The sequence below is a fragment of the Paraburkholderia piptadeniae genome, from assembly GCF_900007165.1.
In the GTDB taxonomy this organism is placed as follows: Bacteria; Pseudomonadota; Gammaproteobacteria; order Burkholderiales; family Burkholderiaceae; genus Paraburkholderia; species Paraburkholderia piptadeniae.
On the sequence record NZ_CYGY02000050.1, the window covers coordinates 58,391 to 80,234 of the forward strand.

A 21,844-nucleotide genomic window follows, 5' to 3' on the forward strand; every position below is an offset into this window, starting at 1 on the left:
GATGTCGTTCGATGTGCGCGTGCACAATCGGTTTCGATCCGACGGGTGCATAATGCGCTTCTATCGATGCAGTCGATTGTCGCCCATCGCGGAGGACGTCATGCAAGCGAAGAACGAAGAAGCCGTTGTACATCTGCTCAACGATGTCGTCGAGTTCGCAAGAGGGCGGTTGCCCGAACCGGCATTCAAAGTCGTCGAGCCGCTCCTGCGCCGCTACTACGACTTTGCGGATGCCGACGATCTGCAAAGCCGCGGCATTGCAGATCTGTACGGCGCCGCGATGGCGCACTGGCAAACCGCGCAGCGCTTCGTACCAGGCAGCGAACGCCTGCGCGTCTACAACCCGATACTCGAGCAGCACGGCTGGCACTCCGATCACACGGTGATCGAGATCGTCAACGACGACATGCCGTTTCTCGTCGATTCCGTAGCGATGGCCGTCAACCGCCTCGGCCTTTCGCTGCATTCGGTGCTGCACCCGGTGTTTCGCATCTGGCGCGGCAGCGACGGCGGCATCGAACGCGTAGCGCCAACGGACGCCTCTTCTTCCGACGACGGCCGCTCGCAACTCGCGTCGTTCATTCATTTCGAGGTGGATCGCTGCGGCGATGCCGCGAAGCTCGACGCATTGCGCAACGACATCGCGAAGGTGCTCGGCGATGTGCGCGCCGCCGTCGAAGACTGGCCGAAGATCGTCGAGACCGCGCGCGCGACGATCAAGGACATGGCGGTGCGCGAAACGAGCCCGGAAGGCGTCGAAGCGCGCGCGTTTCTCGAATGGATGGTCGCGGACCACTTCACGTTTCTTGGCCAGCGCGACTACGAGCTCGTCAGGCACGACGGCCAGTACGGCTTGCGCGGCGTGGCGGGCTCGGGCTCCGGCATTCTGCGCGAGTCGATGCGGCCGCAGGGCGGCTCCGACGTGACGCCGTTGCCGCCCGCCGCCGCCGACATCATCGCAGGCTCCCTCCCCATCTTTCTGACCAAGGCCAATTCGCGCGCGACGGTGCATCGTCCCGGCTATCTCGACTATGTCGGCGTGAAGCTCGTCGGGCCGGACGGCAAGATTTCGGGCGAACGGCGGTTCATCGGGCTTTACACATCGACGGCCTATACCGCGCCGGCATCGGAGATTCCGATCGTGCGCCGCAAATGCGCGAACATCGTGCGGCGCGCGGGCTTTCTGCCGAAAGGGCATCTCGGCAAATCGCTCGTGACCGTGCTGGAGACGTACCCGCGCGACGAGCTTTTCCAGGCCGACGAGAACCAGCTCTACGACACCGCGATGGGCGTGCTGCGCTTGCAGGAGCATCAGCGCACGCGGATGTTCGTGCGGCGCGACCGCTTCGACCGTTTCGTGTCGTGCCTCGTGTTCGTGCCGCGCGACAAGTACAACACCGACCTGCGCCGGCGCATCGCGAGGCTGCTGATGGCCGCGTTCAACGGCACCAACGCCGAGTTCACGCCGCTGCTATCCGAGTCGACGCTTGCGCGCATTCACTTCGTCGTGCATGCGGAGCCGGGTGCGATGCCCGACGTCGATACGCGCGAACTCGAGGTGCGGCTCATCCAGGTGGCGCGCCGCTGGCAGGACGATCTCGCCGACGCATTGCTCGACGCATTCGGCGAAGAGCAGGGCAATCGCCTGTTGCAGCAGTACGGCGATTCGTTCCCTGCCGGCTACCGCGACGACTATCCGGCGCGCACGGCCGTGCGCGATATCGAGCTGATCGAACGCGTGCAGGGCACCGAGCATCTCGCGATGAACCTGTACCGTCCCATCGAATCGGGTCCGCGCTCATTCCGCTTCAAGGTGTATCGCGTCGGCGAGCCGATTGCGCTGTCGCGCAGCCTGCCGATGCTCGAGCATCTCGGTGTGCGCGTCGATGAAGAGCGGCCTTATCTGATCCAGGTGCAGGACGCCGCGCCCGCGTGGATTCACGATTTCGGCCTGGAGCTTGCCGACGACACGGAGTTCGACATCGAGCGCGCGAAGGACCTGTTCGAAGATGCATTCGAGCGCGTCTGGACGGGTGACATCGAGAACGACAACTTCAATCGGCTCGTGCTGCGCGCGCAACTGAGCGCACGCGAAGTGACGATCTTGCGCGCGTATGCGAAGTACTTGCGGCAGGTCGGCTCGACGTTCAGCGATGCGTATATCGAGCGCGCGCTGACGGGCAATCCGGCGATCGCGCGGATGCTGGTCGAGCTGTTCGTCGCGCGTTCGGAGCCGGCGACGGGCGCGACGCGCGACGCACGCATCGACAAGATGCTGCAAACGATCGAAGCCGCGCTGGACCAGGTGCCGAATCTCGACGAGGACCGCATCCTGCGCCAGTTCCTCGGCGTGATCAACGCGACGCAGCGCACGAACTACTACCGGCGCGATGCGGTCGGGAATCCGCGCCCGTATCTGTCGTTCAAGTTCGATCCGGCGAAGGTGCCGGGCCTGCCCGAGCCCAAGCCGATGTTCGAAATATGGGTGTACTCGCCGCGCGTCGAAGGCGTGCATCTGCGCGGCGGACGCGTCGCGCGCGGCGGCTTGCGCTGGTCCGACCGGCGCGAGGATTTCCGCACCGAAGTGCTCGGCCTGATGAAGGCGCAGATGGTGAAGAACGTCGTGATCGTGCCCGTCGGATCGAAGGGCGGCTTCGTCGTGAAGAACCCGCCGCCGCCGACCGATCGCGAAACGTGGATGCGCGAAGGCGTCGCGTGCTATCAGACGTTCCTGCGCGGCCTGCTCGATCTCACCGACAACCTGTCGGCCGGCGCGATCGTGCCGCCGCCCGACATCGTGCGTCATGATCCCGACGATCCGTATCTCGTCGTCGCCGCGGACAAGGGCACGGCAACGTTCTCCGATTACGCGAACGCGATTTCGCAGGAGTACGGCTTCTGGCTCGACGATGCGTTCGCGTCGGGCGGCTCGGTCGGCTACGACCACAAGAAGATGGGCATCACCGCGCGCGGCGCGTGGGAATCGGTGAAGCGCCATTTCCGCGAAATGGGCGTCGATACGCAATCGGCCGATTTCACGGTGGTCGGCGTCGGCGACATGTCGGGCGACGTGTTCGGCAACGGCATGCTGCTGTCGCCGCATATCCGCCTCATTGCCGCGTTCGATCATCGGCACATCTTTCTCGATCCGAATCCCGATCCTGCCGCGAGCTTTGCCGAACGCGAGCGTCTGTTCGCACTGGAGCGCTCGAGCTGGGCCGACTATGACCCGTCGCTGATCTCGGCGGGCGGCGGCGTGTTCGCGCGCAGCGCGAAGACGATCCCGCTTTCGGCGGCCGTGCAGTCGATGCTCGGCATCACGGCCGCCGCGCTGGCGCCGACGGAACTGATACGCGCGATCCTTCATGCGCCCGTCGATCTGCTGTACAACGGCGGCATCGGCACCTACGTGAAGGCGAGCCGCGAAACGCATGCGCAGGTCGGCGACAAGACCAACGACGCCGTGCGCGTGAACGGTTCCGATCTGCGCTGCAAGGTGGTCGCGGAAGGCGGCAATCTCGGCCTCACGCAACTGGGGCGCATCGAATTCGCGCAGCACGGCGGCCGCGTGAATACGGATGCGATCGACAATTCGGCGGGCGTCGATTGCTCGGACCACGAAGTGAACATCAAGATCCTGCTCGGCCTCGTGGTCGCGGACGGCGAGATGACGGAGAAACAGCGCAACGCGCTGCTCGCGGAAATGACAGAGGAAGTCGGCCTGCTCGTGTTGCAGGACAACTACTATCAGACCCAGGCGCTGTCGATCGCGGGACGCTATGCCGCCGAGATGCTCGATGCCGAAACGCGGATGATGCGTTACCTCGAACGCAACGGCCGCCTGAATCGCGTGATCGAGTTCCTGCCCACCGACGATGAAATCAACGAACGTCATGCGGCCAAACAGGGTCTGACGTCGCCCGAGCGCGCGGTGCTGCTCGCGTACAGCAAGATGTGGCTCTACGATGCGCTGCTCGAATCCGATGTGCCCGAAGATCCCCTCGTCGCGGACATGCTCGTCGATTACTTTCCGAAGCCGCTGCGTCAGCGCTTCGGCGAGCCGATGCGGCGCCATCCGCTGCGCCGCGAGATTCTCGCGACGCATCTGACGAATGCGCTGATCAACCGCGTCGGCAGCGCGTTCGTGCTGCGAATGATGGAAGAAGCCGATGTGAGTCCCGGCGACATCGTGCGCGCGTGCATCGTCGCGCGCGACATCTTCGATCTGAACGACGTGTGGCGCAACATCGATGCGCTCGACAACCGCGTTGCCGACGACGTGCAGGCGCGCATGTTCGTCGAGATCACGAAGCTGCTGGAGCGCGCTGCGCTGTGGATTCTGCGTCATCTGAAGTCGGGCGACGTGAAGGATGCGAGCGTGACCGACCTGATCACGCGGTGCCGCGATGCCGCGCAACGGCTCGCGCCGCAACTGCCGATGCTGCTGCCCGCAGCGGATATCGAAGCGTTGTCCGAGCGGCAGCGCGTGCTTGTCGACGCGGGCGTCGACAGCGAGCTTGCCGTGCGCGTGGCGAGCGGCGACATTCCGGCCGCGCTGCTCGATATCGCGGAAGTCGCATCGGCGACGCAGCGCAGTATCGAGCTCGTGGCAGGCGTGTATTTCGCGTTGGGCACGCAGCTGAACTACGGCTGGATCGGCGAACGCGCAGCGGAACTGCCGACGCCGGCGAACTGGGATGTGATCGCGCGCGCGGGCGCGCTGGCCGAACTCGGGCGCCTGAAGCGCGCGCTGACCACGGGCGCGCTCGCCGAAACGCCCGACGCGAACGACGCGCAAGCCGTCGTCGATGCGTGGCGCAGCAAGCGCGAAGCGGTGCTCGGGCGCTATGCGCAACTGCTGACGGACCTGCGCGCGGCAGGCGGCGCGAGTCTGTCGATGCTGCTCGTCGTGGTCGGCGCAATGGCGACGCTCGAACGCCAGTGAAGAGGGGAAGGGCGGCGCGCCCGACGACGGCGCGCGCCGCCGCGCATGCCGCTGCGTATGGCCGTACGCCCTATTCGACAGCGATGCAGCGGATTGCCCGATAATAGTCGTTGTCGACAATCCTTCACTTCACGATCATGACCGAATCCGCTGCTACTCCCAATGTTGCGTCCAATGTGCCGCGTCTGACGAGCCTGTCGCATGGCGGCGGCTGCGGCTGCAAGATCGCGCCCGGCGTGCTGTCCGATCTGCTGAAGCGGAACATGCCGATGCCGTCGTTTCCCGACCTGCTGGTGGGCACGGAAACGGCAGATGACGCGGCCGTCTACCGCCTGAACGACGAGCAGGCGATCATCGCAACGACCGATTTCTTCATGCCGATCGTCGACGATCCGTACGATTTCGGCCGCATCGCCGCCACCAACGCGCTCTCCGATGTCTACGCGATGGGCGGCAAGCCGATTCTGGCGCTCGCGCTCGTGGGCATGCCGATCAACGTGTTGCCGCACGACGTGATCGCGGCCGTGCTGCGCGGCGGAGAGGACGTTTGCGCGCAGGCGGGCATTCCCGTCGCGGGCGGCCATTCGATCGATTCCGTCGAGCCGATCTACGGTCTTGCCGCGCTCGGCGTCGTGCATCCGCAGCGCGTGAAGCGCAATGCGTCGGCGCAGGCAGGCGACGTGCTGGTGCTCGGCAAGCCGCTCGGCGTGGGCGTGCTGTCGGCGGCGCTCAAGAAGAATCAACTCGACGAGGCGGGCTATGCCGCGATGATCGCCGCGACGACGAAACTCAATCGCCCCGGCACGGAGCTGGCCGCGCTCGACGGCGTGCACGCGATGACGGATGTGACGGGCTTCGGCCTGCTCGGCCACGCGCTCGAACTGGCGCGCGGCGCGAAGTTGACGGCTCGCGTGCGCTACGCCGATCTGCCGTGGATCGCGGGCGTCGATGCACTCGCGGCGGCGGGCACGTTCACGGGCGCATCGGGCCGCAACTGGGCTTCGTATGGCGAAGACACGCGTCTCGCCGACAGCCTGCCCGCGACGGCACGCACGCTGCTCACCGATCCGCAGACGTCGGGCGGCCTGCTCGTGTCGTGCTCGCCGTCCGTCGTCGATGACGTGCTCGCGATCTTCCGCGCCGACGGTTTCGATCGCGCGGCCGTGATCGGCGAACTTCAAGATGGCGCGCCGCGCGTCGAAGTCGTCTGATCCCGCGTCGCTTCCCGCGCATCACGACAACACGAAGAGCCCATGACAGAAGAATCACCGAAGGCCATTTTTTACGCGCTCGCGGCGAACATCGGCATTGCAGTATGCAAGTTCGCCGCAGCGGCATTCACGGGCTCGGGCTCGATGTTCGCCGAAGCGATTCACTCGACGGCCGATTGCGGCAATCAGGTGCTGCTGCTGTTCGGCCTGAAGCAGGCGCGCCGGCCGGCAAGCCTGTTGCATCCGCTCGGCGCGGGACGCGCGATCTACTTCTATTCGCTGATCGTCGCGTTGCTGCTGTTCTTTGTCGGCGGGGTGTTTTCCGTCTATGAAGGCGCGCATCGGCTCGTTGCGCGCGAACCGCTGTCGCATGCGTATATCGCGCTCGGTGTGCTGGGCGTGTCGGTCGTGCTCGAAGCGTTTTCGCTGATGGGCGCGCTCAAGGAAATCCGCAAGACGAATCCCGAGAAGTCAATGTGGCGATGGTTTCGCGAGACGCGCGAATCGGAGCTGCTCGTCGTCACGGGCGAGGACGTGGCCGCGCTGCTGGGTCTCGCGATCGCATTCGCCGCCGTGCTTGCCACGATGGTGACGGGCAATCCCGCGTATGACGCGTGGGGTTCGATCGGCGTCGGCGTGTTGCTGATGGTGATCGCGTTCCTGGTTGCGCGCGAAGTGAAGTCGATGATCATCGGCGAATCCGCGAGCCCGGAAGTGCGGCGCGCAATCGAAGCGCATCTGCGCACGCGCAAGGAGATTCGCAGCATCATCAATCTGATCACGCTGCAATGGGGCCGACACGTGGTGGTCGCGGTGCAGGCGGAGATGATCGACTACGAAAGCGGCCGTGCAATGGTCGATGCGATCAATGTCGTCGAAGCAGATCTTCAAGAGAAGTTTCCGCAGGTGCGATGGGTGTTTTTCGAACCGGATGTGCCGAGAGTGCGGACCGAGGCTTCGCTCGACTAACGCTTGATGCGTTATTAGATTCGTCTTTCTTTTATGCGTAATAGCTATTCAATTCGCTGATTCGGAATTGGCTAATGGAAAACAATTGAATGGCTTCTATACTTGGCTCCGCCCTTTTCCGCGAGGGCATGTATTCCATTCCCAATCGACGAATACGCATAAAGAAAGGATTTGTCATGGTGACTCGCACGGCTGGAGCTTTAACCGCATTGGCATTGGCCGCATGCTCGGCCATTTCGCCGCTCGCGAACGCGCAGGATGACGACGGCTTCTCTCAAGGCAGTGGCGAGTCGAAAGGCCGTCCCGTCAAGGTGATGATCATTTCGATGTTCGGGCCTGAAGGGCAGGTGTGGCTCGACAAGCTGGGCCCGTGGCAAGACATTTCCGTCGCGGGTCTTTCGCCGGACTATCCCGCCATTCATTGCAACAAGCAGGACATCTGCGTGATGACGACGGGCATGGGGCACGCGAATGCCGCTGCATCGACGATGGCGCTCGCGTTCTCATCGCGTTTCGATTTGCGGCACACGTATTTCATGGTCGCGGGCATTGCGGGCATCGATCCGATTCAGGGCACGGTCGGCTCCGCGGCATGGGCCAAGTACCTTGTCGATTTCGGCATTCAATGGGAAATAGACGGACGCGAAATTCCTTCAGGCTGGAATACCGGTTATCTCGGCATCAATACGAAAAGCCCGACAGACAAGCCGCCGCTCGACTACAGAACGGAAGTGTTCCAGTTGAATCCGCGACTCGCCGATACGGCTTTTGCGCTGTCGCGTAGCGTGGTGCTTTCGGATAATCCGCAAGCACAGGCGGCGCGCGCCAAATACAATTACGCGCCCGCTAATCGTCCGCCCACGGTCATTCAGTGCGATACGCTGGCGGGCGATACGTGGTGGTCCGGCACGAAGCTAGGCGAACGCGCGCGCGAGTGGACGAAGATTCTCACGGACGGCAAGGGCGTCTACTGCACGACCCAGCAGGAAGACAACGCAACGTACGAAGCATTGAAACGCGCGGCGAGCGTGCATCGTGTCGATCTGAATCGCGTTGCCGTATTGCGCGCGGGTTCGGATTTCGATCGTCCATACGAAGGCCAGACGAGCGCGGACAATCTGCTCAACTATGCTGCGCAAGGCGGCTTCAATATTGCACTCGAGAACCTCTATCGCGCGGGTAATCCGCTCGTGCAGGATATCGTGTCGCATTGGGGCGAATGGCGCGATGGCGTGCCGCAACGCTAGCGTTAAAAAGCAGAACATCAATACCGCATCTGGAAGCGCAAAGCGTTCAATCGTATAAAGCGATTGAGCGCTTTGCTATTGCACAGTGCTTTTATGCACGCTTAACGTGCGCTTATTGCGCGCGCGCTGTGCAACTCAGTGCGCGCGATAAGGCGTCCACACGGGAATGTCCGCATTCCAGTCATCGAGTTCTGACGGGCTCATGATCGGCTCCTGCAATTAAAACGAAGGATGGGCTTACTGGCGGCGAGCGACGCGTACGCTGTTGTCGCTTTGCACGGCGAGACGCTCCGCTTGCGTGCGGCCAACGAGACCTTGTTCCGGATACGAGGTCTTGTTCAGCGAAGGCAGCGTGCCGTCGCGATACGCCTCCGCGACTTCCGCACGAACTTCAGCGCGCGACTTCTGCGCCGATGCGCTCTCCGAATGCTGCCACCACTGATCGTTGTACGAACCCGCGCGGCCAATGCCGCCACCGCCTTGAGCGAATGCCGGTGCGCTGACGAGCAGCGAGAGAACAAGACCTGCCAGTAGATTGCGCTTCATGATTCACTCCTGTGTTTCGTTTGCCGCGCCTCGATCGGCGCCGCGACAGGGTGAAATGTAGGCTTTGACGTGCGGGCGATAAACCCGACTTTCGTGAAATGAATTGTCGTGATTTCGGAACAATCGCGGCGCGAAGCCGCGATCGTCCTTTTAGACAAAGGCCGCGCGGACTAGGCGACCCACTCCGACATGACGGGTGTTTTGAGGTCCGGCGCGGATTCTTTCTGTTCGAACGTGCGCTGCGAGCAGGTCTTGTCGAGGCTTGCACGGCCGCTCAACAGCGGACAGCGGTCGAACAGCTCCGCAATCCAGTCGACGAATACGCGCACCTTCGACGACAGATGCCGGCTATGCGGATACACGACGGAAATCGGCATCGGCAGCGGTTTCAGATCGGGCAGCACTTCGACCAGTTGGCCCGAGCGCAGATGCGGCAGCACCATGAAGAGTGGCGGCTGGATCAGTCCGAAGCCTTCGAGGCCGCACGTCACGTAAGCGTCCGCATCATTCACGGACACCAGGCCCTTCATTTTCACTTCGATTTCCTTGCCGTCGACGAGAAACGACCAGTCCATGATGCGGCCCGTGCGGCTCGAAAAATAATTGACGGCCTTGTGGTGTTCGAGATCTTCGAGCGTCTGAGGAATGCCCGCGCGCTCGACATACGTCGGCGCTGCGCACGACACGCCTTCGAATAACCCTATTCGTCGCGCGACCAAAGACGAGTCCTGCAGCGCGCCGACGCGCACCACGCAATCGACGCCTTCCTGCAAGAGATCGACAGGGCGATCCGACAAGCCGAGTTGCAGATCGATATCCGGATACTTCGTATGGAATTCGCACAATGCGGGAATGACGAGCAGACGTCCGATTGATCCCGGCATATCGATGCGCAGCTTGCCACTCGGCTTCTTGTTGCCGCTCTGGAAACTCGCTTCCGTCTCTTCGACGTCGGCAAGAATGCGCACGCAACGCTCGTAGTACGCGGCGCCATCGGGCGTCAGCGACAGGCGGCGCGTCGTACGGTGCAACAGGCGCGTGCCGAGAAAAGCTTCGAGATTCTGGATGATCGTCGTGACGGAAGCGCGTGGCAGATCGAGCGTTTCCGCTGCCCGGGTGAAGCTGTTCGTATCGACGACCCGGGTGAACACTTGCATGGCCTGGAGCCGGTCCATTGCAAACCTCCGAAAGAGCCGGAGCACTGGTGAAGCATCCGCTTTAGTTGGCTGGTGGCGCCAAATAAAGCTTTTCGATTGTTCAGGTGCACCGAATTGTGTTGCCGGATTATAGGCATTTATTTGGAAGTCTGCTGGACCCACAATTCGCACCATTCGATAGTTTCGCGCATTGCGCTGTTCGACATGGATGCATTCAACCCGCGCCACACCTTTGTCCCTCCGGCCACGAGCCTGGCGGAAAACGCTGCGTCGCTCGATGTCACCGACGTGCAGATAGAAGGCTACGCGCAGGACATCACATTGCGCCTTTATCGGCGGGCCGCCGCGAAGAGCGGCTTGCCGATCCTGCTCTATTTCCACGGCGGCGGTTTCGTGCGCGGTTCGCTCGAAGAAGCCGATTACGCCGCGCGTTATTTCGCGCAGCACACGCCCGCACTCGTCGTGTCGGTCGGCTATTCGCTCGCGCCGCAGTTTCCGTTTCCGGCCGCGCCCGAAGATGCGCATCGCGCGGCGCTGTGGGTGCAAACACGCGCACGAGCGTTCGGCGGCAACACCAAGAAGATCGGTGTCGCGGGCCACGATGCGGGCGGCTCGCTAGCGAATTGCCTTGCATTCATCGGCCGCGATCGCGGCGATGTGCGCATCGATGCACAGGCGCTGTTCGGCCCGATGCTCGACCCGAGTCTCACGCGTCTCGGCGACGAGAAGCGCTTGAGCTCGGACATCACCGCGAGCGAATGCGCGGCGTGCTATCGCGCGTATCTGCCGCAAGCGGCGCAGCGCATGCACCCGTATGCGGCCCCGCTCGAATCGGTGCGGCTCAAGGGCTTGCCCGCGACGCTGATCGCGACTGCGCAAAACGACGTGTTGCACGTCGAAGCGGAGAAGTACGCGAGCAATCTGATCGAGGCGGGCGTGCAGACGCAGGTGGTGCGCTATCCGAGCGTGTCGCACGCGGCGCTCGCCAATCATTCCGCGGCGCTGCTAGAGGCCGTTCGATTCTTCCAGTGGCGCTTCGACGAGCGCTCACTCCGATAAACAAACTTCTCAACTAAATTCCGGAGTCTGACATGTCTGTTTTTCCTCTCTCGCGTTCGAAGCTGGCGCTCGCCGCGCTGGCCGTCATCGTGATCGCGGGGCTCGGCACGTTCGGCGCGATTCGCGTCGACGCGCGCGCGCCCGCGCAATCCGCGCCGACGATCGTCCCCGAAGTCGATGTCGCCACTGTCGTGCAGAAAACGATCACCGACTGGCAAACCTATTCGGGCCGTCTTCAGGCAGTCGAGCGAGTCGACGTGCGGCCGCTCGTGTCGGGCACGATCGTGTCCGTGAACTTCCAGGACGGCGCGCTCGTGAAGAAGGGCGACGTGCTGTTCGTGATCGATCCGCGCCCGTACCAGGCGGAAGTCGATCGCGCGGCGGCGCAGCTTGCGGCCGCGCAGTCGCGTGCGGGCTACGCGCAAAGCGACTGGGAGCGCGCTCAGCGACTGATCGGCGATAGCGCGATTGCAAAGCGCGATTACGACGAGAAGCAGAACGGCGCGCGCGAAGCGAACGCGAACGTCAAGGCGGCGCAAGCGGCGCTCGAAGCCGCGCAGATCAATCTCGGCTACACGAAGATCGTCGCGCCCGTCGCGGGCCGCGTCTCGCGCGCGGAGATCACGGTCGGCAACGTCGTGAACGCGGGCGCAAACGCCGCGCCGCTGACGACGCTCGTGTCCGTGTCGCCGATCTACGCGGAGTTCGATGCCGACGAGCAGACGTATCTGCGCTACATCAGCCAGGTGAAGAGCGACAGCAAGGTGCCCGTCGAACTGGGCCTCGCGAACGAAACGGGCTACTCGCGCAAGGGCACGATCGAATCCGTCGACAACCGGCTGGATACGTCGTCGGGCACGATCCGCGTGCGCGCGCGTTTCGACAACGGCGACGGCTCGCTGGTGCCGGGCCTGTATGCGCGCGTGAAAGTGGGCGGCAGCGCGCCGCATTCGGCGTTGCTGATCGACGATGCCGCTGTCGGCACGGACCAGGACAAGAAGTTCGTGTTCGTCGTCGACAAGGACGAACACGTTGCGTATCGCGAAGTGCAGCTCGGCGATCTGCAAGGCAATCTTCGCGTCGTGAAGAGCGGCTTGCAGCCGGGCGATCGGATCGTCGTGAACGGCACGCAGCGCGTGCGTCCAGGTGCGCAGATTCGCGCGCACATGGTGGCGATGGGCAACGGCGACGCGGACAGCGCATCCGTTGCCGACGACGCAAAGTCAGAAAAAGACGCGCAGCTCGACGCAACGAAGCAGAAGCACACCGAACCGCAAGCGCAATCGACGACGCAATCGGCGCCGCAATCGCAGGCGCAAACGCAGCCGCGCGCGAAGGTGCGCAAGGATTCGTGAGCGGCCAGCCGACGCAATCCATCGATGCATGCGTAAAAGCCGTAGGCGCTCCAACATCAAGAGCTTCACATGAACATATCCAAATTCTTCATCGACCGGCCCATCTTTGCTGGTGTTCTATCGGTCGTGATCCTGCTCGCCGGTATGATCGCGTTGTTCCAGCTGCCGATCTCCGAGTACCCGGAAGTGGTGCCGCCTTCCGTGGTGGTGCATGCGCAGTATCCGGGCGCGAACCCGAAGGTGATCGCCGAAGCCGTCGCGTCGCCGCTCGAAGAGCAGATCAACGGCGTCGAAAACATGCTGTACATGCAGTCGCAGGCGAATAGCGACGGCAATCTCACGCTGACGGTCACGTTCAAGCTCGGCACGAATCCCGACCTCGCGACGCAGCTCGTGCAGAACCGCGTGAACCAGGCGTTGCCGCGTCTGCCGGAAGACGTGCAGCGTCTCGGCGTGACGACAATCAAGAGCTCGCCGACGCTGACGATGGTCGTGCACCTGATCTCGCCGAACGACCGCTACGACATGACGTATCTGCGCAACTACGCGCTGCTCAACGTGAAGGACCGCCTCGAGCGGATCAAGGGCGTGGGCGAGGTGCAGTTGTGGGGCGCGGGCGACTATTCGATGCGCGTGTGGCTCGATCCGCAGAAGGTCGCGCAACGCAATCTGACGGCAATGGAAGTCGTCAACGCAATTCGCGAGCAGAACATTCAGGTTGCTGCCGGGGTGATCGGCGCATCGCCGTCGGTGCCGGGCACGCCGCTGCAATTGTCGGTGAACGCGCGCGGCCGTCTGAAGACGGAGAGCGAGTTCGGGGACATCGTCGTGAAGACGGCCCCCGATGGTGCCGTCACGTATCTGCGCGATATCGCGCGCATCGAGCTTGCGGCTTCGGAATACGGCTTGCGCTCGCTGCTCGACAACAAGCCGGCAGTGGCAATGGCGATCAACCAGTCGCCGGGCGCGAACTCGCTGCAAATTTCCGACGAAGTCCGCGCGACGATGAAGGAACTCAGCGCGGATTTCCCGGCCGATGTCGAGTACCGGATCGTCTATGACCCGACGCAGTTCGTGCGTTCGAGTATCGAGGCCGTCGTGCACACGCTGCTCGAAGCAATCGCGCTCGTCGTGATCGTGGTGATCGTGTTCCTGCAAACGTGGCGCGCGTCGATCATTCCGTTGATCGCGGTGCCCGTGTCGATTGTCGGTACGTTCTCGCTGCTGCTCGCGTTCGGCTTCTCGATCAACGCGCTGTCGCTGTTCGGGATGGTGCTCGCGATCGGTATCGTGGTCGACGATGCGATCGTGGTCGTGGAGAACGTCGAGCGGAACATTGAGCGCGGGCTCAGCGCGCGCGATGCAACCTACAAGGCGATGCAGGAAGTGAGCGGGCCGATCATCGCGATCGCGCTCACGCTGGTTGCCGTGTTCGTGCCGCTCGCATTCATGAGCGGGCTGACGGGCCAGTTCTACAAGCAGTTCGCAATGACGATCGCCATTTCGACGGTGATCTCGGCGTTCAACTCGCTGACGCTGTCGCCGGCGCTGTCGGCGATGCTGCTGCGCGGTCATGGCGAGAAGGAAGACATTCTCACGCGCGTGATGAACCGCGTGCTGGGACGCTTCTTCAACGCGTTCAACAAGGTCTTCCATCGCGGCTCGGACAGCTACGGACGCGGCGTGAACGGTGTGCTCAAGCGCAAGGGCGCGATGCTCGTCGTCTATGCCGTGCTGCTTGGCCTGACGGTGCTCGTGTCGCGTGTCGTGCCGGGTGGCTTCGTTCCGGCGCAGGACAAGGAGTATCTGATCGCATTCGCGCAACTGCCGAACGGCGCTTCGCTCGACCGCACCGAGAAGGTGATCCGCGACATGAGCGCGATCGCGCTGAAGCAGCCGGGCGTGGAAAACGCGGTGGCGTTCCCGGGTCTTTCGGTGAACGGCTTCACGAACAGTTCGAGCGCGGGCATCGTGTTCGTCGCGCTCAAGCCGTTCGATCAGCGCAAGGGCAAGGCGCTGTCGGCGGGCGCGATTGCGGGCGCATTGAACCAGCAATACGGCGCGATCAAGGATTCGTTCGTCGCCGTGTTCCCGCCGCCGCCCGTGCTCGGCCTCGGTACGCTGGGCGGCTTCAAGATGCAGCTCGAGGACCATGGCGCGGTCGGTTATGCAGAGCTGAACAAGGCGACGGAAGCGTTCATCAAGAAAGCCTCGGCGACGCCCGAACTCGGTCCGACGTTCTCGAGCTATCAGATCAACGTGCCTCAGCTCAACGTCGATCTCGACCGCGTGAAGGCGAAGCAGCTGGGCGTGCCCGTGACGGATGTGTTCAACACGATGCAGGTGTATCTCGGCTCGCTGTATGTGAACGACTTCAACCGCTTCGGCCGCGTGTACCAGGTGCGCGTGCAGGCGGATGCGCCGTTCCGTCAACGCGCCGACGACATCCTGCAACTGAAGACGCGCAACGTGAATGGCGAGATGGTGCCGTTGTCGTCGCTCGTGACGGTGACGCCGACGTACGGCCCGGAAATGGTCGTGCGCTACAACGGCTACACGGCCGCTGACATCAACGGCGGTCCGGCGCCGGGCTTCTCGTCGGGTGAAGCGCAGGCGGCCGCCGAGCGCATCGCGGCGCAAGTGCTGCCGAAGGGCGTGAAGTTCGAATGGACCGACCTCACGTATCAGCAGATTCTCGCGGGCAATGCGGGGCTGTGGGTGTTCCCGATCAGCGTGCTGCTCGTGTTCCTCGTGCTCGCCGCGCTGTACGAGAGTTTGACGCTGCCTCTCGCGGTGATCCTGATCGTGCCGATGAGCGTGCTGTCCGCGCTCACCGGCGTGTGGCTCACGCAAGGCGACAACAACATCTTTACGCAGATCGGCTTGATGGTGCTGGTGGGGCTTGCATCGAAGAACGCGATTCTGATCGTCGAGTTCGCGCGTGAGCTGGAGCACGACGGGCGCACGCCGATGGCGGCCGCCATCGAAGCGAGCCGCATGCGTCTGCGTCCGATTCTGATGACGTCGATCGCGTTCATCATGGGCGTGGTGCCGCTGGTCGTATCGAGCGGCGCCGGTTCCGAAATGCGTCACGCGATGGGTGTGGCCGTGTTCTTCGGGATGCTCGGCGTGACGCTCTTCGGTTTGATGCTGACGCCCGTGTTCTACGTGGTGCTGCGGACGTTGGCGGGCGGCAAGATTCACGTCGCGCAAAAGGACGCACCGCATCTCGTCGCGCACACGACGGATGCATGATGGAGAAAACGATAATGACAAGGTTTGAACAGATGCGCGGCGCGGGCCGCGCGGCGGCGAGCGCGTTGCTGATGCTGCTGTTGGCGGCGTGCTCGGTCGAGCCGACGTATCACCGGCCCGACGCGCCGACTCCCGCAGCGTTCAAGGAAGCGCCTGTATCGGCGGCGACGACGGATGGCGCATCGGCTCCCGCTGCGGCATTGCCCGCCAGCGAAGCCGGCACGTGGAAGCCCGCGGAGCCGAATGAGGAAGCGCAGCGCGGCGAATGGTGGGCGATCTTCGGCGATACGACGCTGAACGATCTGGAGAAGCAGGCGGCCGATGCGAACCAGGACCTGAAGGCGGCCGCCGCGCGCGTGCAGCAATCGAGAGCGCTGACGCAAGCGGCGCGCGCCGACTGGTTCCCGTCGATCGATGCGGGCTTCGGGCCGACGCGCGAACGTCTGTCGCCGGCTTCGCAGAATCTGCCGAACGACGCGCACGTGGCGACGCAAACGCTCTGGCGCGCGCAGGCGACGGCATCGTATGAAGTCGATCTGTTCGGCCGCGTGAGTTCGAACGTGAACGCGGCGCGCGCCGACCAGGCGCAGAGCGAAGCGCTGTTCCGCTCGGTGCAGCTCGCGTTGCAGGCGGATGTCGCGCAGAACTACTTCCAGTTGCGCGAGTTCGATACGCAACTGAGCCTGTATCGTCAGACAGTGACGCTGCGCGAGGACGCGCTGAAGCTCGTCGAGCGTCGCTTCAAGGAAGGCGACATCAACGAGCTGGACGTCTCGCGCGCGCGCAACGAACTGGCGACGGCGCGCGCCGATGCCGTCGGCGTCGCACGTCAGCGCGCGGCGTCCGAGCACAGCCTCGCGATCCTGCTCGGCAAGCCGCCCGCCGACTTCTCGTTCCCCGAGACGCCGCTTGCGCCCGTGATGGCGCGCGTGCCGGCCGGCTTGCCGTCCGCGCTGCTGGAGCGCCGTCCCGACATCGCGGCGGCCGAGCGCGCGATGGCTGCCGCGAACGCGCGTGTCGGTCTCGCGAAATCGGCGTTCTTCCCGAAGCTCGATATCACGGGTGCATTCGGCTTCGAGTCAGCGACGCTCGGCGATCTGTTCCAGTGGTCGAGCCGCGCGTTCCTGCTCGGGCCGTTCGCGGGCACGGCGCTGACCGTGCCGATCTTCGACGGCGGCCGGCGCAAGGCGAATCTGGCGAACGCGCGCGCGAAGTATGACGAGGACGTCGCGTCGTATCGCCAGCAGGTGCTCGTTGCGTTCCGCGAGGTCGAGGACAATCTGTCGGATCTGCGTCTGCTCGGCGATCAGACGCGCGAGCAGACGGATGCCGTCAACGCGTCGCAGCGCGCCGCGCATCTTTCGCAGACGCAGTATCAGGAAGGGCAGGTCAGCTATCTCGACGTGATCGACGCGCAGCGGCAGGTGCTGCAATCGCAGTTGCAGATGAGCCATCTGTCGGGCACGCAGGCGGTCGCGACGGTTAACCTCATTCGCGCGCTCGGCGGCGGGTGGGGCGACGTCAAGACGGATGTCGGCAGCGCGGATGCAAAGGAGCAAGTCGCGAAGCAGTAAGCGGTGCCGATGTGTCGTTCGAAGAAGCGGACCCTTCGCGGTCCGCTTTTTTTTCGTTTGCTGGCGGATGAGCGGCGCTTCGACCCTGATGGGACGCCGCCGCACGTTTCTTTGTACACTTGGAGCCGTTCGCGGCACGGCCTGTTGCCGGTCACGCTCACCATGCCGCTGGTCATTCACCGCGAGGTTATCGGCTTTGCAGTTCAAACTTCCTACTACAGCAACCGCACCGTTCTGCCCGTCCGAGGTGCAGGGCACCGTCGCCGTCTCGCCCTCCGCGCCGTTCTGGAAAAAGCTCTTCCAGTTCGCGGGCCCAGGTCTGCTGGTGTCGATCGGCTACATGGACCCGGGCAACTGGGCCACCGATATCGAAGCCGGTTCGCGCTACGGCTATAGCCTGCTGTTCGTGGTCGTGCTGTCGAGCCTCTCGGCGATGGTGCTGCAATGCCTGAGCATGCGCCTCGGCATCGTGACGGGCCGCAATCTCGCGGAGCTGTCGCGCACGCGTTACTCGCCCGGCGTCGCGCGCATTCAATGGCTGCTTGCCGAGCTGTCGATCGTCGCCTGCGATCTCGCCGAAGTGCTCGGCGGCGCGCTCGCGTTTCATCTGCTGTTCAACTGCTCGCTGACGGTCGGCGTGATCCTCACCGCGTTCGATACGCTGATCGTGCTCGGCCTCAAGGGCAAGAACTTCCGCGATCTCGAAGCGATCATGCTCGCGCTGATCGCGACCATCGGCGTCGGCTACGTCATCCAGCTGGCGCTCGTGCAGCCGCACTGGCCGTCCGTGGCGGCGGGGCTCATGCCGTCGTGGCAGGCGCTCAGCGAGCGCGAGCCGCTTTATCTCGCGATCGGCATTCTTGGCGCGACGGTGATGCCGCATAACCTGTATCTGCATTCTTCCGTCGTGCAGACGCGCGCCGTCAAGCGCGATCGCGAAGGGCTCGCCGGGGCGATCTCGCTGTCGCGGCTCGACACGATCGTCGCGCTCTTTCTCGCGCTGCTGATCAACGCGGCGATCCTGGTCCTCGCGGGCGCTGCGTTTCATTCGACGGGGCACACGGCCGTTACCGAAATCGAGGACGCTTACCGGCTGCTCGCGCCCATCGTCGGCACGGGCTTCGCGGCCGTGCTGTTCGCGATCACGCTGCTCGCGTCGGGGCAGAGCTCGACGTTCACGGGCACGGTCGCGGGGCAGGTGATCATGGAAGGCTTTCTGCAGCTGAAGATTCCGTGCTACCAGCGGCGTTTCATCACGCGCGCGCTGGCGCTGATTCCCGCGCTCGTCGGCGTGCAGATGCTCGGCAATGGGGCCGTCGGTCAGCTGCTCGTTGCGAGCCAGGTCGTATTGAGCCTGCAATTGCCGTTCGCACTGTATCCGCTGATCCGCATGACCGACGACCGCGCGCTGATGGGCGAATTCGCGAACCGGCTGCCGACGCGCATCGTCGCGTGGGCGCTCTTCGTGGTGATCAGCGCGGCGAATTTGTGGCTCGTGGTGCAGACGTTCGGCATTGCCGGGTGAGAACGCAAGAGCGAAGAACGCAAAAGCCGACAGCATAAAAAAAGCCGGTCTCGAGAGACCGGCTTCAACGTAATGCGTAGCTTCGGATGGACTGTGCGATGCGCGGCCCTAGGCCGCCAATGCCGCTTCCTCGACGACCTGCTCTTCGGGCGGAGCGATCTCCACGATCTGCGGCACCGGCGCGGCTTCGCGCAGCGCCTCGCGCTTCGCGGCTGCGGCCTTCTTCGTCTTGCCCGCGCGCGACGGCGGCTGGCATGCGCCGCACACCACGTTGTGCTGCAGGTCGTGCTTGTGCGCGACGAACTTGCCGGTGCATCGGCAGCAGCGCGTGAGTTGCAGGATGTCGGCGTCGAAGAAGCGCACGAGCGTCCATGCGCGCGTCAGATCGAGGACAGGCTCCGTCTCGCTATGACGGCAGTGTTCCAGATACAGACGATAACCCTTGGTCAGCGCGTCCAGATGCGAGCAGCGCGCTTCGTTCTTCAGGAACAGGTACGTGTTGTAGAAGAGCGAAGCGTGAATGTTCGCGAGCCACGTCATGTACCAGTCGGCCGAGAACGGCAGCATGCCCTTCGGCGGCGATACGCCCTTCACCTCGCGATACAGGCGGATCATCCGGTCGCGCGACAGCGTCAGCTCGCTTTCGAGCACCTGCATGCGCGCGCCCAGTTCGATGAGCGCGATCGCGCGGAATACTTCCTGTGCGTCTTCGGTGAGGCTCTTTTTCAGCATGGCAGTCCTCTGCGGGTTAAGCGAACTGCTCTGCGGGCTGCCCGGCCAGCAGAATCGCGGCATGCGTCGATGCCACTTCTGCGTTGCGGGACGTGTGCGTCAACGCCGACAGCATCGTGTGGTCGTTGAAGCGGAAGAAGCACAAAAGCTGATCGGAACTGGCCAGCTTGACGATCTGCGCGAGCGACAGCCCGGCAAGAATATCGGCCAGCTCCGACGACAAGCCCAGACGGAACATCCCGACTGCCTTGTCCTCGCGCAACATGCGTTGTGCGAGCACGATGTAAGACAAATTGATCTCGCGGATAGAATCCAGCGTCTCGCTGCTACGGTCCATTTTCTCTGTTTCCGAAGCCCCGAATTACTTATGCCGGCTTTTTATGCCGTTTTGGTCTTATGCCCCACCGGACACTGAAGATCTCCGGCGTCAAGTTGAGTGCAGATACAGCTGCCAATCTTTGATACAAGACGTTACATTTCGTAACAGCTTGGGCGGAATTGTATGAACAGGTTTTACAAAAATCAATCCCTGTCTCAAAAAAAAGATACGACAAAACAACGGTAATTCCGGTAACTCTTTCATGCCGCCGTCATAATCGCCTGATAGTGCGAAAACGTTTGCCGCGGACCGCCCGCAAACCCTTATGAAGCAAGGCTTGGAGCAATTTCTTCCGATTTGCCGGGACGCCGTCCGCTATGCGCGTTTATGCGGAATCGATATGAATCTGGAAAGGGGCGAGAAAGGAACCGCAAAACCGTCAGGTAAAAAATACGGCGCCGGTTAGCGGTTTAGGGATAACCCGAGATGTAACGAAAAAGGCGAGAGGCCAGTTACAAATCCGGGGGAGTTTGTAACTGGTTTGGACGAATCCTGTTACAGAATTCGGCGAGGGCTTGCGGCAGGTCAGCAGCCGGTCGGGCGGGCGCGTTCGACTTCGAGTCCGAAGAGGGGACGCAGGCGCGTGCCGATCACATTGCCCGCGAATGCGGCGGCGAGCCACAGCCAGCCATGCAAGCTGCCTGACACGATACCGCTGAAGTAAGCGCCGATATTACAACCATAGGCCAGCCGGGCCCCGTAGCCGAGCAACAAGCCGCCGACCACTGCCGCGACGAGCGAGCGTGCGGGCAGCCGCCAGACAGGCGCGTAGCGGCCCGCCAGAGCGGCCGCAGCCATCGCACCGAGGATGATTCCCGCATCCATCACGCTCGTCACATCGCGCGTGACGGGCGCCGCGAGCGCCGCCGCATTCGCATGGGCGTTCCAGTAAGGCCAGTTTGCGACATCGATGCCCGCCACCGAGAACAGCTTCGCGCCCCACAGCGCGAACGCCGACGTCACGCCCCACGGGCGGCCCGACAACGCGAGCGTCGCGAAGTTGAGCAGCGCGAGCGCGACCGCACCCGCGAACAACGGCCACGGCCCATGCAGCCACGGCGATGCGCTGGCGGCGCGCAGCGGCTCGTCGACGAGGCGCCCGTGGCGGCGCCGCTCGATCGCGACGGTCAGCGCGGCGATTGCCGCGAAGATCGCAAGGTTGATCGCGATGGCCCAGCCCGCGCCGAGCGTCGTCACGAGCGACGTCGGCTTGAGCGACGGCAGCGCGGTCCAGAACGGCATATGCGCGGTCGCGACGACGGAGCCGACGACGAACGCGGCGAGCGTCACGAGCATGCGGGTGCTGCCGCCGCCGACGGTGTACAGCGTGCCCGACGCGCAGCCGCCGCCGAGCTGCATGCCGATGCCGAAGATGAACGCGCCGAACACGACGGATGTGCCCGCAGGCGACACCAGGCCCGCGACGGGATGGCCGAACAGCGATCCCGCCGACAGCGCCGGGAAGAACAGCAGCACGCCGATCGCGAGCATCAGCATCTGCGCGCGCACGCCTGCGCCGCGGCCGTCGGCGATGAACACGCGCCACGCCGACGTGAAGCCGAACGCCGCGTGATACAGCGACATGCCGAGCAGTGCGCCGACTACATAGAGGGCCGCTTGGCGGCCGCTGACGGTATGCGCGAGATAGACCGCGCCGAGCGCGATCAGAACGAGGGAGAACGCGAGCGGCTTCGGATTGATGTCGAAGCGGCGCGGAAGCGGTGTGGCGAGATCGGACATGACGAATGTTGGAAGAGCGTGTGAACCGTGCAGTGCGCGGGCGCCGTACTGACGGCCTGGCGCCGCGACCCGTGTTGATGGAAAGGCGGCCTCGTCTGCATGCTTGCAACTGAAGTGCAACCGAAAGCCAGCCGAAAACCATAGCACGTT

The 21,844-nt window shown here is 63.6% G+C and carries 14 protein-coding genes; 9 read left to right on the forward strand and 5 right to left on the reverse strand.

Annotated elements, in window-relative coordinates; all coding sequences use genetic code 11:
- Nucleotides 1-100 precede the first annotated feature (100 nt).
- The 4 genes from BN2476_RS25525 (at nucleotide 101) to BN2476_RS25540 (ending at nucleotide 8,372) form a co-directional block, all read left to right on the forward strand.
- Nucleotides 101-4,945, forward strand: a complete 4,845-nt coding sequence (locus BN2476_RS25525; RefSeq protein ID WP_087737077.1) for an NAD-glutamate dehydrogenase — start codon at nucleotides 101-103, stop codon at nucleotides 4,943-4,945.
- A 137-nt stretch (nucleotides 4,946-5,082) separates the two neighbouring features.
- Nucleotides 5,083-6,156, forward strand: coding sequence for a selenide, water dikinase SelD (selD, locus tag BN2476_RS25530; RefSeq protein WP_087737078.1), 1,074 nt, complete (start codon nucleotides 5,083-5,085; stop codon nucleotides 6,154-6,156).
- A gap of 42 nt (nucleotides 6,157-6,198) precedes the next feature.
- Complete coding sequence (locus tag BN2476_RS25535; RefSeq protein ID WP_087736947.1) at nucleotides 6,199-7,125, forward strand: cation diffusion facilitator family transporter; 927 nt, start codon at nucleotides 6,199-6,201, stop codon at nucleotides 7,123-7,125.
- 176 nt (nucleotides 7,126-7,301) lie between these two features.
- The gene (locus tag BN2476_RS25540) at nucleotides 7,302-8,372 is read left to right on the forward strand and encodes a purine-nucleoside phosphorylase (protein ID WP_087736948.1); all 1,071 of its coding nucleotides are present in this window, start codon (nucleotides 7,302-7,304) and stop codon (nucleotides 8,370-8,372) included.
- Nucleotides 8,373-8,609: 237 nt separating this feature from the next.
- On the opposite strand, the gene BN2476_RS25545 is transcribed toward BN2476_RS25540, so the two are convergent.
- Nucleotides 8,610-8,918: a DUF4148 domain-containing protein gene (locus tag BN2476_RS25545; RefSeq protein WP_087736949.1), complete on the reverse strand. Its 309-nt coding sequence runs from the start codon at nucleotides 8,916-8,918 to the stop codon at nucleotides 8,610-8,612.
- A 170-nt stretch (nucleotides 8,919-9,088) separates the two neighbouring features.
- Nucleotides 9,089-10,093: a LysR family transcriptional regulator gene (locus BN2476_RS25550; RefSeq protein ID WP_087736950.1), complete on the reverse strand. Its 1,005-nt coding sequence runs from the start codon at nucleotides 10,091-10,093 to the stop codon at nucleotides 9,089-9,091.
- A gap of 186 nt (nucleotides 10,094-10,279) precedes the next feature.
- Between BN2476_RS25550 and BN2476_RS25555 the strand changes: the two genes are divergently transcribed.
- The 5 genes from BN2476_RS25555 to BN2476_RS25575 all read left to right on the forward strand — a co-directional run bounded on the left by BN2476_RS25555 (nucleotide 10,280) and on the right by BN2476_RS25575 (nucleotide 18,843).
- A complete protein-coding gene (locus BN2476_RS25555; RefSeq protein WP_087736951.1) occupies nucleotides 10,280-11,134 on the forward strand; it encodes an alpha/beta hydrolase in 855 nt (284 codons plus the stop codon).
- Nucleotides 11,135-11,166: 32 nt separating this feature from the next.
- The gene (locus BN2476_RS25560; RefSeq protein ID WP_087736952.1) at nucleotides 11,167-12,489 is read left to right on the forward strand and encodes an efflux RND transporter periplasmic adaptor subunit; all 1,323 of its coding nucleotides are present in this window, start codon (nucleotides 11,167-11,169) and stop codon (nucleotides 12,487-12,489) included.
- A gap of 69 nt (nucleotides 12,490-12,558) precedes the next feature.
- Nucleotides 12,559-15,744 carry an efflux RND transporter permease subunit gene (locus BN2476_RS25565; RefSeq protein ID WP_087736953.1) on the forward strand — a complete coding sequence of 1,062 codons (3,186 nt, stop codon included), beginning with the start codon at nucleotides 12,559-12,561 and terminating at the stop codon, nucleotides 15,742-15,744.
- Between the two features lie 14 nt (nucleotides 15,745-15,758).
- A complete protein-coding gene (locus BN2476_RS25570) occupies nucleotides 15,759-17,318 on the forward strand; it encodes an efflux transporter outer membrane subunit (protein ID WP_087737079.1) in 1,560 nt (519 codons plus the stop codon).
- Between the two features lie 196 nt (nucleotides 17,319-17,514).
- Nucleotides 17,515-18,843, forward strand: a complete 1,329-nt coding sequence (locus tag BN2476_RS25575; protein WP_087736954.1) for an Nramp family divalent metal transporter — start codon at nucleotides 17,515-17,517, stop codon at nucleotides 18,841-18,843.
- 108 nt (nucleotides 18,844-18,951) lie between these two features.
- Here the strand turns inward: BN2476_RS25575 and flhC are convergent, their stop codons facing one another.
- The 3 genes from flhC to BN2476_RS25590 all read right to left on the reverse strand — a co-directional run bounded on the left by flhC (nucleotide 18,952) and on the right by BN2476_RS25590 (nucleotide 21,694).
- The gene (gene flhC / locus BN2476_RS25580) at nucleotides 18,952-19,575 is read right to left on the reverse strand and encodes a flagellar transcriptional regulator FlhC (protein ID WP_087736955.1); all 624 of its coding nucleotides are present in this window, start codon (nucleotides 19,573-19,575) and stop codon (nucleotides 18,952-18,954) included.
- 16 nt (nucleotides 19,576-19,591) lie between these two features.
- Nucleotides 19,592-19,912, reverse strand: coding sequence for a flagellar transcriptional regulator FlhD (gene flhD, locus BN2476_RS25585; protein WP_087736956.1), 321 nt, complete (start codon nucleotides 19,910-19,912; stop codon nucleotides 19,592-19,594).
- Between the two features lie 567 nt (nucleotides 19,913-20,479).
- Nucleotides 20,480-21,694, reverse strand: coding sequence for a YeeE/YedE family protein (locus BN2476_RS25590; RefSeq protein ID WP_087736957.1), 1,215 nt, complete (start codon nucleotides 21,692-21,694; stop codon nucleotides 20,480-20,482).
- Between the last annotated feature and the right edge of the window lie 150 nt (nucleotides 21,695-21,844).